At 62.2% G+C, this 14,486-nt stretch carries 11 protein-coding genes; 4 read left to right on the top strand and 7 right to left on the bottom strand.

The annotated features are described in order from the left end of the window. The first annotated feature begins 15 nt into the window (after positions 1–15). A complete protein-coding gene (gene lysS, locus QP934_RS05395) occupies positions 16–1,593 on the top strand; it encodes a lysine--tRNA ligase (RefSeq protein ID WP_005325682.1) in 1,578 nt (525 codons plus the stop codon). Between the two features lie 61 nt (positions 1,594–1,654). Here the strand turns inward: lysS and crtI are convergent, their stop codons facing one another. From crtI to QP934_RS05375, 4 genes are all read right to left on the bottom strand, one after another. After that, positions 1,655–3,184, bottom strand: a complete 1,530-nt coding sequence (crtI, locus tag QP934_RS05390) for a phytoene desaturase family protein (RefSeq protein WP_419126993.1) — start codon at positions 3,182–3,184, stop codon at positions 1,655–1,657. A gap of 10 nt (positions 3,185–3,194) precedes the next feature. Then, positions 3,195–4,070 carry a phytoene/squalene synthase family protein gene (locus QP934_RS05385; RefSeq protein ID WP_419126992.1) on the bottom strand — a complete coding sequence of 292 codons (876 nt, stop codon included), beginning with the start codon at positions 4,068–4,070 and terminating at the stop codon, positions 3,195–3,197. Between the two features lie 35 nt (positions 4,071–4,105). Next, positions 4,106–4,681, bottom strand: a complete 576-nt coding sequence (locus QP934_RS05380) for an Abi family protein (protein WP_419127026.1) — start codon at positions 4,679–4,681, stop codon at positions 4,106–4,108. A 135-nt stretch (positions 4,682–4,816) separates the two neighbouring features. Next, positions 4,817–6,253, bottom strand: coding sequence for a GuaB1 family IMP dehydrogenase-related protein (locus tag QP934_RS05375; RefSeq protein WP_049377893.1), 1,437 nt, complete (start codon positions 6,251–6,253; stop codon positions 4,817–4,819). A 112-nt stretch (positions 6,254–6,365) separates the two neighbouring features. Here QP934_RS05375 and QP934_RS05370 point away from each other — a divergent pair, with 112 nt between their 5' ends. Continuing rightward, complete coding sequence (locus QP934_RS05370; RefSeq protein WP_419126991.1) at positions 6,366–7,787, top strand: MDR family MFS transporter; 1,422 nt, start codon at positions 6,366–6,368, stop codon at positions 7,785–7,787. 55 nt (positions 7,788–7,842) lie between these two features. On the opposite strand, the gene QP934_RS05365 is transcribed toward QP934_RS05370, so the two are convergent. Further along, positions 7,843–9,027 (bottom strand): serine/threonine protein kinase, encoded by a 1,185-nt coding sequence (locus tag QP934_RS05365; RefSeq protein ID WP_419126990.1) that lies wholly within the window; start codon positions 9,025–9,027, stop codon positions 7,843–7,845. Positions 9,028–9,246: 219 nt separating this feature from the next. Between QP934_RS05365 and QP934_RS05360 the strand changes: the two genes are divergently transcribed. Further along, positions 9,247–12,009, top strand: coding sequence for an ATP-dependent Clp protease ATP-binding subunit (locus QP934_RS05360; protein ID WP_419126989.1), 2,763 nt, complete (start codon positions 9,247–9,249; stop codon positions 12,007–12,009). A 92-nt stretch (positions 12,010–12,101) separates the two neighbouring features. On the opposite strand, the gene QP934_RS05355 is transcribed toward QP934_RS05360, so the two are convergent. Then, positions 12,102–13,298 (bottom strand): lipase family protein, encoded by a 1,197-nt coding sequence (locus QP934_RS05355; protein WP_419126988.1) that lies wholly within the window; start codon positions 13,296–13,298, stop codon positions 12,102–12,104. A 73-nt stretch (positions 13,299–13,371) separates the two neighbouring features. On the opposite strand from QP934_RS05355, the gene QP934_RS05350 reads away from it, so the two are divergent. Further along, positions 13,372–13,542 carry a DUF4236 domain-containing protein gene (locus tag QP934_RS05350; RefSeq protein WP_080970400.1) on the top strand — a complete coding sequence of 57 codons (171 nt, stop codon included), beginning with the start codon at positions 13,372–13,374 and terminating at the stop codon, positions 13,540–13,542. 56 nt (positions 13,543–13,598) lie between these two features. Here the strand turns inward: QP934_RS05350 and QP934_RS05345 are convergent, their stop codons facing one another. Then, on the bottom strand, positions 13,599–14,459 hold the full coding sequence (locus QP934_RS05345; RefSeq protein ID WP_049377888.1) for an A/G-specific adenine glycosylase: 861 nt from the start codon (positions 14,457–14,459) through the stop codon (positions 13,599–13,601). Positions 14,460–14,486 lie beyond the last annotated feature (27 nt).

Raw genomic sequence — 14,486 nt, 5'->3', positions numbered from 1 at the left:
CTACCCTAGGCTAACGTGAGCGAGCAGAAGAATAATGAAGTAAACGATGTCCCTGAGCAGCTTCGCATCCGCCGCGAGAAGCGCGATCGCCTGCTGGAATCCGGCGTAGAGGCCTACCCGGTCACCGTTGAGCGCACCATCTCTTTGAAGGATTTGCGCCACGATTTCCGCGTAGTGGCGGAGGGCGAAGAGCCGGGCACGGAAGAAGGCGTGACCTACCTGGCCCCAGGCGAGGAAACCGAGGTAACCCACGCCATTGCCGGCCGCCTTATCTTTATGCGCAATACCGGCAAGCTGTGCTTTGCCACCCTGCAAGATGGCGATGGCACCCAGGTGCAGGCCATGCTTTCCCTAGCGGAGGTAGGCAAAGAGCGCCTCGACGCGTGGAAGTCCGATGTTGACTTGGGCGATTTCATCTCCGTGCGCGGCCGCGTAATTTCTTCCCGCCGCGGCGAGCTGTCCATCATGGTCTCCGAGTGGACCATGGCCGCTAAGTCCCTGCGCCCGCTGCCGGTGTCCTTTGCCGATATGGCAGAAGATACCCGTGTGCGTCAGCGCTATAACGACCTCATTATCCGCGAAGAGGCCCGCAAGAACGCCATGATCCGCGTGAAGGTCATGCGCGCGCTGCGTAACTACCTGGAAAGCCAGGACTTCGTTGAAATCGAGACCCCGATGCTGCAGACCCTGCACGGTGGCGCGGCCGCTCGCCCGTTTATCACCCACTCCAATGCGCTGGATATTGACCTCTACCTGCGCATTGCGCCGGAGCTGTACTTGAAGCGTGCCGTCGTCGGCGGCATTGACCGCGTCTTCGAAATCAACCGTAACTTCCGCAATGAGGGCGTGGACCGCTCCCACTCGCCGGAGTTCGCCATGCTCGAGACCTACGCTGCATGGGGCGACTACGACGATTGCGCCCGCATGACGCGCGAGTCCATCCAGGCCGTAGCGCGCGACGTCTTTGGCTCCACCACCGTCACCTTGGCAGATGGCACCGAGTTCGATTTCGGCGGCGAAGAGTGGCCCGAAATCGAGATGTACCCCTCCCTCAATGAGGCCCTGCAGCGCAAGTTCCCGGGCCAGCCGGAGGTCACCATCGATACCGACGTCGAGACGCTCAAGGGCATTGCAGACGTCATCGGCCTTGACGTCCCCAAGGACGGTGGCTGGGGTCACGGCAAGCTGGTGGAGGAAATCTGGGAGGTCCTGTGCGAAGACCAGCTGGAAGGCCCCATCTTTGTCAAGAACTTCCCGGTTGAGACCTCCCCGCTGACCCGTCAGCACCGTTCCAAGCCGGGCGTGACCGAGAAGTGGGATCTCTACGTCCGCGGCTTCGAGCTGGCAACCGGCTACTCCGAGCTGGTGGACCCGGTTATCCAGCGCGAGCGCTTTGAGGATCAGGCCCGCCTGGCCGCCGGTGGCGATGACGAGGCCATGGTGTTGGACGAAGACTTCCTTGCCGCAATGGAGCAGGGCATGCCTCCTACAGCTGGCACCGGCATGGGCATGGACCGCCTGTTGATGGCCCTGACCGGCTTGGGCATCCGCGAAACCGTGCTTTTCCCGCTGGTTAAGCCGGAACAGAAGTAGCGCGTAGCGGCTCATCGCTAGCCGTCAGTCCGCGTGGTTGGCGGCTTTTGCCGTGCCTGGGCTAGTGCGAAAGTGGCCCTGCGGATTTATCGCCGCGCAGGCGCTTAATAATGTTTTCGGCCGAAATCAGACACATCGGCACGCCCACGCCCGGCACGGTGGTGGCTCCTGCGTAATAGAGTCCATCGACCTTGCGCGAGGCATTACGCCCGCGCAAAAACGCCGATTGCCGCAGCGTGTGCGCGGGCCCAATAGAACCGGCCGACCAAGCATGGTAGCGCTCGGCAAAATCGGCAGGGCCGAGCGTGCGCTTGACGACGACCCTGTCTAGCAAATCCGGCACCCCAGCCGTGGCTGCGATGTGGTTAAGGGCGGCGTCGGCAATCGCGGCAACGCGCTCGGATTCCTCTGCGTGGTAGGCATTGCCGAACCCGGGCGCCTCCGCGGCCGGCACCGGCACCAGAATGAAGAGGTTTTCGTGGCCCGCGGGCGCTACGTTCGGGTCGGTGGCTGAGGTCTTGGACACGTAGATGGACTCCGAGGCACCCAACGGCCGGGAAGGCTCCGGACCGGAATAGACGGCGCGGAAATCCGGCTCCCAATCCTGGCTAAAAAGCAGCGTATGGTGTGCTAGTTCTGGCAGCTCGCCCTTCACTCCGGCCAAAACGAGCACGGTGCCCAGGCCCGGATTGCGCCGACCCCAGTAGCGCTCCGGGTAGGTGCGCAGCTGGGGCGGCAAAAGCTGGGTCTCGGTGTGGTGCAAGTCAGCCGCCGAGACCACAATATCGGCGTGGATAGCGCCCTTATTCGTGCGCACACCCGTGACCCGCCGGTTGGCAACCTTAATGGAGGTCACCTCCTCGCCCAAGCGGAAGGTGGCGCCAAACTTCCGTGCTTGCCGGTAGATGGCCTGAACCACGGCGGCGAAACCGCCCTGCGGGTAGCGCACGCCCTCCACTAGGTCGGTGTGGCTCATCAAAGAATACAGTGCCGGTGCGGCGGCCGGCTCGGAGGACAAAAAGACCGCCGGGTAGCTTAAGATTTGGCGCAGGCGGGCATCAGAAAACGTTTGGCCCACGTACTGCTTTAGGTTTACCGTCAGCAGAGCAATGAGGCGCGAAATCCGGGTGCGGATATCGCGGTGCACCAGGTTCAGCGGCGCGGAGAAGGTGGTGTAAAGGAAGTGTTTAAGCGCCATCTCATAGGTATCGCTGGCTTGCGCTAAGTACGCGCGGACTTTCTCCCCCGCGCCGGGCTCCAGTGACTCGAAAAGCGTGGTGACTTCTTCGATCCCGGAGCGCACGTCCACCGGCGCATCGCCATGAAAGACGCGGTAGGCGGGGGAGAGGTCCACTAGATCCAGCTCTGCCTCGGTGGAGGTGCCGCACAGCGCAAAGAAGTGATCGAAAGCCTCGGGCATGAGGTACCACGACGGGCCGGTATCCCAGCGAAAGCCGGCCTCCGCAAAGCTGCCGGCGCGCCCGCCTACCTCATCCAGCGCGTCCACGACGGTCACCTCGTAGCCCTCGCGGCCGAGCAAAGCGGCGGTGGCGAGGCCGGCGATGCCGGCTCCAATAACAACGGCGTGCATGTTGTTCTCCTTAATCTCCGGCTAGGGGCGGGGTCAGGTTGCTGTGGCCGCGACGGCGCACCGCGCGGGCCGCGAGCCAAGCCTTGGTGTGGTTCGGCACTGATACTCGCGTGGTGGCAAGCGTCGTAGCCGGAGTGGCGGCGAGGCGATTGGTGAGCTCAGCAAAGATATCCGCCGCCGCGCTCACACCGACCCGCGCGGAAGCCGGGAGCACGTCGATGGTGAGCGCGGCGGTGGCGAGCTCCTGGCGGATCTCTGCGATGAGCGCGGACTTGGTGGCCTCATCAATCCGTCCCGATGGGGCCTGCTGAAAATAGGTTCGGCCCAAAGTGGAGCTATCCTCACCCAGGTCACGCAGGAAATTAATCTTTTGAAAGGCCGACCCTAGAGCGCGGGCACCGCGCTCCATCGCGGCGCGGTCGGCGGGGGAGACGTCCTCTTCGGCCAAGAAAATTTGCAGGCACAATAACCCAATGACTTCCGCTGAGCCGTAGATATAGTCTTGCAGTTCCGATGGGGAGTACTCGCGCTGGGTGAGATCCGCACGCATGGAGTTAAAGAAGGCAGCAAGGTACTCGCGGTGGAAGCCGCAGCGGCGAGCAGTGATGGCATAAGCGTGCACTATCGGGTCGGTGTGCAGTCGCCGTTGCGGTGCGGCCAAGATGGTCTGCTCGTAGGCGTCTAGCGCGGCGGCGGGGTCGGTGTGGGCTTGCGCTGCGGCGCCGTCGACAAGCTCGTCTGCAATGCGCACCACCGCATACAGGTGGCGGATATCGGCGCGCACCCGCCCACGCAAAAGCCGCGTAGCCAGGGAGAAGCTGGTGGAGTACTGCCCCATAACCTGCGCGGCCGCGCGGGAGGCCGCTTGGTCATAGCGAGTCAACATATCTGTCAACGTAGCACGTGCTGATCGGAGGGCTTCTAGGGACGCTGGCTTCTTAGCATTCGAACTCTTGATTGCTCGAGTATCCAGGAGGCCGCTTCCGGGGAGATCCAGGAACAAACTTTGTGAAGTGCTGCTGATATGTTGTCCAATTCCTTCTCTTCCAAGCCGCGGCAGTCCCTAACGATGGGTTCATGGTGGGCGGCTCTGTTTCGAAAGGTGTAAATGATTTGTACTTGAGCCTCGAAATCCTTTCGGGAAACCCGTGAGGAAAAGGTGGAGTGAAGGCATGGCCATATCGTCGTCTGATAAGTCGTGGTCAACAGGTATCGCCAGAAATCAAAATTTAATTCTGCGATTACCTTTCCGGTGTTCCGATTCTTATTGAAATTGGTGCGTCTCTGGGCTTTTATTATTGCTTTCTTGGATTGGGAAGTGAAAGGAATTTTTGGGGAGTCAAACCACTCGGGGCCGTATTTGGCCGAGAGTCCTGTGTCTATGTGGTTCCTCAGAAGTACCTCAGCGTGCTGAATATCTTCTAGGAATGCCTTCGAGACGCGGGTGTTCCATAGATAAAGAGCCGCCGGGTCAGGATGATCGAGAAACCTTTTCATTCTGGGAGCTGAAAACCATTCAATTAGCTGGCGTTGGGTAGCTGATTGAGGCGTCATGGCTCCCATGGTAGTGTCGCATTTGAAAGCCCCAGAGCGATCCCTGCAGGCCATCTGCACATCACTGGGGTTATTGTTTTAGCGGTTCGTGGCCCGTGGCTGCCCCTCGGCAAAGCCGGCGGCGGACTGCACGCCCACGGTGGCGCGTTCGCGGAAGGCGGCTAGGGAATCGGCACCGGCGTAGGTACACGAGGAACGCACGCCAGAGACAATCCGGTCCACCAGGTGCTCCACGCCGCCGTGCTCGGGGTCGAGGTAGATGCGAGAGGTAGAAATGCCCTCTTCGAACATCTCGCGGCGGGCGCGCTCAAAGGCCTCGGTATCGGAATTGCGGCCGCGCACCGCCCGGCGCGACGCCATACCGAAGGATTCTTTATAAAAGGCGCCGTCGGCATCCTTGTGCAGGTCACCTGGGGATTCAAAGGTGCCGGCGAACCAGGAGCCGATCATGACATTGGAGGCACCTGCGGCAAGTGCGAGGGCGACATCGCGCGGGTCGCGCACGCCGCCGTCGGCCCAAACGTGGGCGCCTACCTCGCGGGCGGCCGCAGCACACTCTAGGACGGCCGAGAACTGCGGGCGGCCCACGCCAGTCTGCATGCGGGTGGTGCACATCGCGCCCGGGCCCACACCGACTTTGATAATGTCCGCGCCGGCCGCGGCCAGCTCGCGCACGCCCTCGGCCGTGACGATATTGCCGGCAGCGATGGGAAGCCCCAGTTCCAGCGCCTTGACCTTGCGTAGCGCGGTAAGCATGCTTTCCTGGTGGCCGTGTGCGGTATCGATGACGAGGACGTCAGCACCGGCCTCCGCTAGGGCGCGGGCGCGGCCTTCCACATCGCCGTTGATGCCCACCGCAGCACCGATGTGTAAGCGGCCTTGCTTGTCGACGCCCGGCCGGTACATCTTCGCCCTCACCGCGCCCTTCCTCGTGAGGATTCCGGCCAAGGTGCCATCCGGGTTGACCACCGGCGCCAACTTGCGGGAGGTTTTGCGCAGCTTGGTAAAAGCCTCCTGTGGGTCAATGCCCACCGGCAGCGTGACCAAGTCGGTGGTCATCAATTGACCGACGGCGGTGAAGTTATCCTGCCCACGCAGGTCCTTCGGGGTGATGATGCCGATGGGCATGTCCCCCTCGACCACGATGGCGGCACCATGGGCGCGCTTGTGCAAAAGGTTGCTGGTATAGCCCACGGTGTGGTGCGGCTTGACGGTAATTGGGGTGTCATAGACCAAGTCCGCCGCCTTCACAGAGGCGATGGTTTCTGCGGCCGCTTCTAAGGAGAGGTCTTGTGGCAGGATAGTCAGCCCGCCGCGCCGGGCGATGGTCTCGGCCATGCGGCGCCCGGCCACGGCGGTCATATTGGCCACGATGAGCGGAATGGTATTCCCGGTGCCGTCCTCAGTGGTGAGGTCTACCGACTGGCGCGAGCCCACCTCGGAGTGACTCGGGACCATAAATACGTCGGAGTAGGTCAATTCGTACGGCGGATGGGAATCGTTGAGAAAACGCACTGGGGTGTACCTCGCTTTAGGCTCGGGTGGCGCGGTCTCACCGCGCGGATGAAGACACTAAAACTATACTCCTCGACTTTCCCCGCACCCGCGGCCTCAGTATCCTGTCTGGGTGTCTCAGAAACCAGATCCCCACATTTCCGCAGAGGTAAAGATCAACCTCACCATTCTCGTCCTCGGCGCGATGGTGATGATCCTGAACGAGACCGCCCTGTCGGTGGCGCTGCCCACCATCATGGCGGACTTCGGCATCCCCGCGACCTCTGCCCAGTGGCTGCTTACCGGTTTCCTCCTCACCATGGGCGTGGTCATCCCGACCACCGGCTTTCTCATGGATAAGTTCACCACCCGGCAGATCTTCTTGGCATCGTCGGGCGTATTTCTTGCCGGTACGGTGCTGGCGGCGCTTGCCCCTGCCTTCGGCGTGCTGCTGGTGGGGCGCGTATTCCAGGCGGCCGGCACCGCCTTGATGATCCCTACACTGATGACGGTGGCGATGACCCTCGTCCCGCCGCAGCGCCGCGGCAGCGTGATGGGTATTATCTCCGTGGTGATCTCCGTGGCTCCGGCGCTCGGGCCCACTGTAGGTGGCTTCGTGTTGAGCATGTCTAGCTGGCATGTCATCTTCTGGACCATGGTGCCGCTGCTCGGCCTCATCTGCGCCGCCGGCTATTTCCGCCTAGTCAACGTGGGAGATAAGCGCGATACCCCGCTGGATTTCCTGTCCGTAGTCCTGTCCGTCATCGCCTTTGGCGGGTTGGTCTACGCCGTATCGTCCCTGGAAAACATGCTGGAGGGCGATGGCCTGGTAGACATCGTCGTTCTCATCGTCGGCCTCGTGACTTTGGCGCTTTTCACCCGCCGCCAGCTGCGCCTGGCCAAGGACAATCGCGCTCTTTTGGACATGCGCCCGTTTACGGTTCCCAACTTCACCGTGGCGGTACTGGGCATGCTGCTCATGTTTGGGCTATTGCTCGGCGTGGTCAATATCCTGCCGATCTACCTGCAGACCTCCCTGGCGGTAAGCTCCCTGGTCACCGGGCTTGTCGTCATGCCTGGCGGTTTGCTGCAAGGCGGCATCTCGCCGATGGTCGGCCGTCTCTATGACATCCACGGGCCCCGCCCGCTTATGATCCCAGGCGCCCTCCTCCTCGCCGCGGGCACGTGGCTGATGACCTTGCTCAACGAGGACAGTGCGGTATGGATGGTCATCGGCATGCACATCCTTTTTGCGCTGGGCATCGCGCTTATGATGACGCCGCTGATGACGACGTCCCTGGCCTCCCTGCCAGATGAGTTCTACTCGCACGGCTCCGCCATTCTCAATACCCTGCAGCAGCTGGCGGGCGCGGCCGGCACTGCCTTCCTAATGACGTTCCTGACCCGTGGCACCAAGTCCGGTGCGGCCCAAGGTATGAACGAGGCAGCCGCGACGGCTCACGGGGCGCACTGGGCCTTCCTTTTTGCCGGCGTGCTTTCGCTGGTGGTCGTTGTGCTCGCTCCGTTCCTCAAGCGCGTACCCTCCGCGGAATAGGCACAAGGACAAAATAAAGGCCCGCACCAGCGGGCCTTTAACTTTCGGGCGCGAGTTAAGAGGCGCACAGCGGCAGGTTCAGCCGCTCCTCTTCAGCCTTATCGCCCCACACCAGGAATGCGGACTGGGTGCCTTCCACGGCCATCACGTAGGTCGGAACATCCGCGGTGGTCTCAAAGCTTTGGATGGTGCACTGATCATTGGAAAGCTCGACCGGTTCGGCGTCGGGAAGCATGGCATCGCGCTCCTCCACGCTGGGGTAGTAGGTCACGATGTAGTTGAACCCATCGCCCACGCAGGAAATCTTGGCCTCCTGGCCAGGTTCCGGCTCGCGCGAGGAGCACTTAGCCCCATCGAAGCCGTCCTGGCCGCTGCGGGAGCCCACCAAGTCCGGATACGCATCCGCGAGGTTTTGCTCCTTATCATTCCAGCTGGGGTAGGACAGGAAGAACCACAGCGCGGCCGCAGCAGCAATCGCGACCACCGCCAGCACCGTGATGAGCGCAATGAGCCCGCCCTTGCCCTTCTTCTTCGGGGCGGGTGCCATGGGTTGGGCCATCGGTTGCGGCTGCGGTTGTTGCGGCGGGGCGAACTGCTGCTGAGGGCGCGGCTCTGGCTCCTGCACGCGCGGAATCTGCGCTGTATCGAATTCGCGCTGCGGGCGCAGTTGAGCCACCACATCCTTGGCGCTCTCCGCCGTGCCAGTAGGCTTGTATTCTGGGCATTTGCGGGCAATGAGCTCTTCAAACGCCGCCACTGCATCGCCGTGCTCTTCGCCGGACGGACCGGCCGCAGCCAGTACTGAAACCTGGCGTTGCTTATCGACGCCCACCCGGGCCTCCCTTAGCCCATGCACCGCAAAATCAGCCCGATTACGCGACACTAAGAAGTCCACCGCACCCGCCAGCGGACCAAAGACGTCGGCAGCCTCCTCGCGGCTGAGAGTACTGGGCAGCTCAGAAAGCTGGGTCCCGGAAGCCCCTTCGCGCACGATGAATTCCTGCCCGTCCGCGGTGGTGCCCGTGCCCACCAGCGGCGCGATGGCTGGGTGGCGCAACCCATGCAGTGCCGTGGACTTGTCCACCACACCGGTAATTTCCGGCGCGAAGATTTCCACGCTTAGCTGCTGGTGTGTGGTTCCATCTTCGACCGCAAAGAGGATAGACGATGGAGCCTCATCCAACACGGCCAATTCGTGCAGGTTGTGCTGGGTGGCAAAGAACTCAGGAAGCTGGGGCACGGTCGCGACGTCCTTTAATAGTGGGGAGGGACAGGGAACGATAAAACGATTCTAGATTACATGCCCATGCCCCTGTTCGCTACCGGCGTACACCCGTGTGAGCTGCGCATATGGTGGATTCTGGCGGTATTGCGGGCATCTGGGAACAAAACCGGAAATTATCGGCGGACTGCCGCGTTAGAGTGGGTATCACATTAGAAGCGAAAGTATAGGGGAATCATGTTCGAGAGGTTTACCGATCGTGCTCGCCGCGTCATCGTTTTGGCGCAGGAAGAAGCACGCATGCTTAACCACAATTACATCGGCACCGAGCACATCCTGCTCGGCCTTATTCATGAGGGCGAAGGCGTAGCCGCCAAGGCGCTGGAATCCATGGGTATCTCCCTGGAGGATGTCCGCCGCGAGGTCGAGGAAATCATCGGCCAGGGCAGCCAGCCACACACCGGCCACATCCCCTTTACCCCACGCGCCAAGAAGGTCTTGGAGCTTTCCCTGCGCGAAGGCCTGCAGATGGGACACAAGTACATCGGTACTGAGTTCTTGCTGTTGGGTCTCATTCGTGAGGGCGACGGCGTTGCCGCCCAGGTGCTGACCAAGCTTGGTGCCGACCTGCCGCGTGTGCGTCAGCAGGTTATCCAGCTGCTGTCCGGTTATGAGGGCGGCCAGCAGGAGGGTGGTTCCTCCAACGGCCAGGGCTCCGGTCCGGTCGGCGCGGGTGCTGGTGCCGGCGCGGGCGGCCGTGGTGGCTCCGGCGGTTCCGGCGAGCGTTCCAATTCCCTGGTGCTCGACCAGTTCGGCCGCAACCTCACCCAGGCCGCTAAGGACGGCAAGCTCGATCCGGTCGTCGGCCGTGAGTCCGAGGTAGAGCGCATCATGCAGGTGCTGTCTCGCCGCACGAAGAATAACCCGGTCCTCATCGGTGAGCCGGGCGTTGGTAAGACCGCCGTCGTCGAGGGCTTGGCGCTCGACATCGTCAATGGCAAGGTTCCAGAGACCCTTAAGGACAAGCAGCTTTACTCGCTCGACTTGGGCTCCCTGGTTGCTGGCTCCCGTTACCGCGGTGACTTTGAAGAACGCCTGAAGAAGGTGCTCAAGGAGATTAACCAGCGCGGCGACATCATCTTGTTCATCGATGAGATCCACACCCTGGTTGGTGCTGGTGCTGCCGAAGGCGCCATCGATGCCGCCTCGCTGCTCAAACCGAAGCTGGCTCGTGGCGAGCTGCAGACCATCGGTGCTACGACCCTTGAGGAATACCGCAAGCACATCGAGAAGGATGCGGCCCTGGAGCGCCGCTTCCAGCCAGTCAAGGTGGACGAGCCTTCCCTGGATGACACCTTCTTGATCCTGAAGGGCCTGCGCGATAAGTACGAGGCGCACCACCGCGTGTCCTACACCGATGAGGCGCTGCATGCTGCAGCTTCCCTCTCGGATCGCTACATCAATGACCGTTTCTTGCCGGATAAGGCCGTTGACCTCCTTGATGAGGCTGGCGCTCGTATGCGCATCAAGCGCATGACCGCGCCGAAGGGCCTGCGTGAGGTCGATGACCGCATCGCTGAGGTCCGCAAGGAAAAGGAAGCGGCCATCGATGCCCAGGACTTTGAGAAGGCAGCCGGCCTGCGCGATAAGGAGCGCAAGCTGGGCGAGGAGCGCGCAGAGAAGGAAAAGCAATGGCGCTCTGGCGACCTTGAGGAGATCGCCGAGGTAGGCGAGGATCAGATCGCCGAGGTTCTGGCGCACTGGACCGGCATCCCTGTACTAAAGCTGACGGAGAAGGAATCCAACCGTCTGCTCAACATGGAAGAGGAGCTGCACAAGCGCATCATTGGCCAGGACGAGGCGGTCAAGTCCGTCTCCCGCGCCATCCGCCGCACCCGTGCAGGCCTCAAGGATCCGCGCCGTCCATCCGGCTCCTTCATCTTCGCCGGCCCGTCCGGTGTGGGTAAGACCGAGCTGTCGAAGTCCCTGGCTAACTTCCTCTTCGGTTCGGATGATGACCTCATCCAGATCGACATGGGTGAGTTCCACGATCGCTTCACCGCGTCCCGCCTCTTCGGTGCCCCTCCGGGATACGTTGGCTACGAAGAGGGTGGCCAGCTGACCGAGAAGGTTCGCCGCAAGCCGTTCTCTGTTGTGCTTTTCGATGAGATCGAGAAGGCCCACAAGGAGATCTACAACACCCTCCTGCAGGTGCTGGAAGATGGCCGCCTTACCGACGGCCAGGGGCGTGTCGTCGACTTCAAGAACACCGTTCTCATCTTCACCTCGAACCTGGGCACGCAGGACATCTCGAAACCGGTGGGCTTGGGCTTTACCGGCTCCTCCGAGAATGATGCGGATGCTCAGTATGATCGGATGAAGCAGAAGGTCAACGACGAGCTGAAGAAGCACTTCCGCCCAGAGTTCTTGAACCGTATCGATGACATCGTCGTCTTCCACCAGCTCACCCAGGAGCAGATTGTGGAGATGGTCGAGCTACTCATCGGCCGCGTGGCCAAGCAGCTGGATGAGCGCGATATGGGCATCGAGCTCACGCAGAAGGCCAAGGACCTGCTGGCTAAGCGCGGCTTCGACCCAGTATTGGGTGCTCGTCCGCTGCGCCGCACCATTCAGCGCGAGATTGAGGATCAGCTCTCCGAGAAGATCCTCTTCGGCGAAATCGGCGCCGGTGAGATCATCACCGTCGACGTCGAAGGCTGGGACGGCGAGTCCAAGGACAATACGGGCGCGAAGTTCACCTTCAGCCCACGCCCGAAGCCTCTGCCGGAGGATACTGAGGAGCCACAGCTTGACGACGCCGAGGTGCGCGAAAACGACGCCGACTCCACCGATGTCGGCGAGCCCGACATCATCACCCCGGACGTTCCGGGCGATGGCGGCTCCACCGCCGCCGGAACCGACCTAGAGTCCGGCTCCGGTTCCGACTCCGATGACGACGGCCACAACCCGCCGCCAGCAGGCGCCGGCCAGCCGATGTAAACAGGAACACGAGTTAAGACCACCCAGCATCTCGCTTTCTGCGAGGCTGGGTGGTCTTGCGTTGTGTGCGGTTTGGAGCTTCTGGACGTCGCCTAGCCCGCACAATTCGACGGCGCCGGTTTCCCGTCGAAGCGGTCAAAGAGATACTTCAAGCCCACCGGGATATTAACGTATAGCGGCAACGCGTGATCGGCGCCGGCGCCCGGAATCGTTGCGGTACCAGGCGCGGCCATGAAGTCCACGGTCCCGCCCATCTGACAGTACGCCCCCGCTGTAGACCGAACTTGCTCGTGCGGGATGAGGTCATCGTGCGGCGAGCTGGCGATCATCGCTGGGCCCCTGAGCGGGTGCTTGCCCTGATTCTGCCGCAGCAAGGTTTCCTTGATGACAGGCTTGCGCTCTACGAGCTCGGATAGCGATTCCCCGGTGCGGGTGAGTTGGCGGGTATTGCTAAAGCCCCACATGAGGATGGAGTCACCCGTGCAGCTGGTGGCTGCCGAACGCAGGAAATCAATGCCGCGTGGATTGAGCTCTTCTAGGACCGCATCGCGGAACTTGGGGTCGCGCTCAGCAAAGCCGTTGATGGCGTAGCCCAGCACATGGACGATGGAGGAGCCGTCGATGGCCTTCATCACCTTTGGTAGGTCGGCCGGAGGGGCGCCGGAGTAGGTACCGGCCACGTTCAGCTCGGGTGCATAAGAATCGGCGAATTCCGCGGCGGCCAACGAGGCTCCGCCGCCCTGCGAATAGCCCGCAAACCCAATAGGGGCATCCTTTGGAGCGCGCGCCAGCTCTAGGCCGGAGCGGGCGGCATCAAGCATGGCGTGTGCTTCTTCAATGTGATTGACGTAGGTGTGGTGCCCTGGCATGCCAAGGCCGATGAGGTCTGCCACGATGACTCGGGCACCATGCTGGAGCGCACCCATGTAGAAGCCGTACTCGTAGTTCGCGTTGATGGTGGGGGAGCCGACCTTGCTCAGCCCTACCGAACCCAGGCCCATGCCGGCACGCGACGGCGCGCACTGGTCGCCTGCGCCGCGGGTACCAGGCGCGAAGATGATGGTGGGCCGCTCGCCTTTGCCGCGCCACGGTGTATTCGGCTCGTATAAGGTTGCCGAGGCCTGAATCGGCCGACCATCATCCGTAGTGGTGTCATACGTGAATACCTGCCCGCGACCGACGCCATCGAGCACGTGCGGCGAAGGCCAGGTCGAGGTTACTGCCGCATTCGCGGCCGGCGGTAGGAGGAGCGACCCGAGGATTAGTGAACAAATTGTGAGGAGTCTCATACAAATCTTTTCCATGCCCAAAACCTACTGCGCAGTAGGAACGGTGGAAGTGGAATTGCTAAAATAAATGCTTATGGGACTTCAGTATCGTTCAAGAAAAAAGACCGGCAAGAATAGCTGGATCAACGTCTCCGGATCCGGTGCGTCGATGTCTACCAAGGTAGGGCCGGTCACCTTTAATTCCCGCGGCGGCATGTGGGTGAACCTGCCGGGCGGATTCAATTTCCGCGGCCGCTGGCGTTAACCAGAACACACTCCCTGGATCGCGACCTGCGATTATAGCCGGCCATTATTAACCCTCTAAATGGGTAGGTGGAACAGGCCGGCGTCGTTTTGCTCGGCGAGGCCGTCGGCAAGCAGCGAAGCCAACGCCCGGGAGCGCTGTGCCGCATCGGGCCAGACCACGTCAATCTCGGACTGCGGCACCGGCCGCTCCGCCGCGCGCAGCACGTCCAGAATCTTGCCGCGCACCTGCCGGTCCGTGCCGACGAATTTTTGCACACGCTTTTTCGCCCGTGCCTGCTCCTCTGCACTGGGCTGCGGCCGGCCAGCGAGCTGCCACGCACAGCTTGCGCGCAGCGGGCACTGCTCGCAGGAAGGATTCTTCGCCGTGCACACCAGCGCTCCCAATTCCATGAGCGCGGCCGAAAAACGCGGCCCATTCTCGGCCGGCAACAGCTCCGCCACGGCCGCTAATTCCCGCTTCGACGGCTGCGGCGCCAAGAACCTACCGTCCTCCGCGCGCGCATACACCCGGCGCACATTGGTATCGACCACGGGCACGTTTATCCCAAAGTGAAAGCACGCCACGGCGCGCGCGGTGTAGTCACCGATGCCCGGCAGGCGCAGCAGCTTATCGACGTCCGCCGGCACTTCACCCTCGCCAATGGCCGCCGCGCACTCCCACAGGCGCAGCGCACGCCGCGGATAGCCCAGCTTGCCCCAGGCACGCAGTACCTCCGCCCGGGTGGCCTGGGCAAAGTCAGCCGGGGTGGGCCAGCGCCGCATCCATTCCTCCCACACCGGAGCCACGCGCGCGACCGGGGTTTGCTGGCTCATGACCTCGCTGAGCAGCACACCCCACGCGCTCGTGCCAGGCCGGCGCCACGGCAGGTCGCGTTCATTGGCATCGAACCAGGAAAGAAGAGCTTGCGAATCCATCGTGGGAGATAGTCTAGGGCATTAGAA

The sequence above is a fragment of the Corynebacterium sp. MSK122 genome, assembly GCF_030229435.2.
GTDB classification, from domain to species: Bacteria; Actinomycetota; Actinomycetes; order Mycobacteriales; family Mycobacteriaceae; genus Corynebacterium; species Corynebacterium marquesiae.
This window is presented reverse-complemented; position numbering and strand designations above follow the sequence as displayed.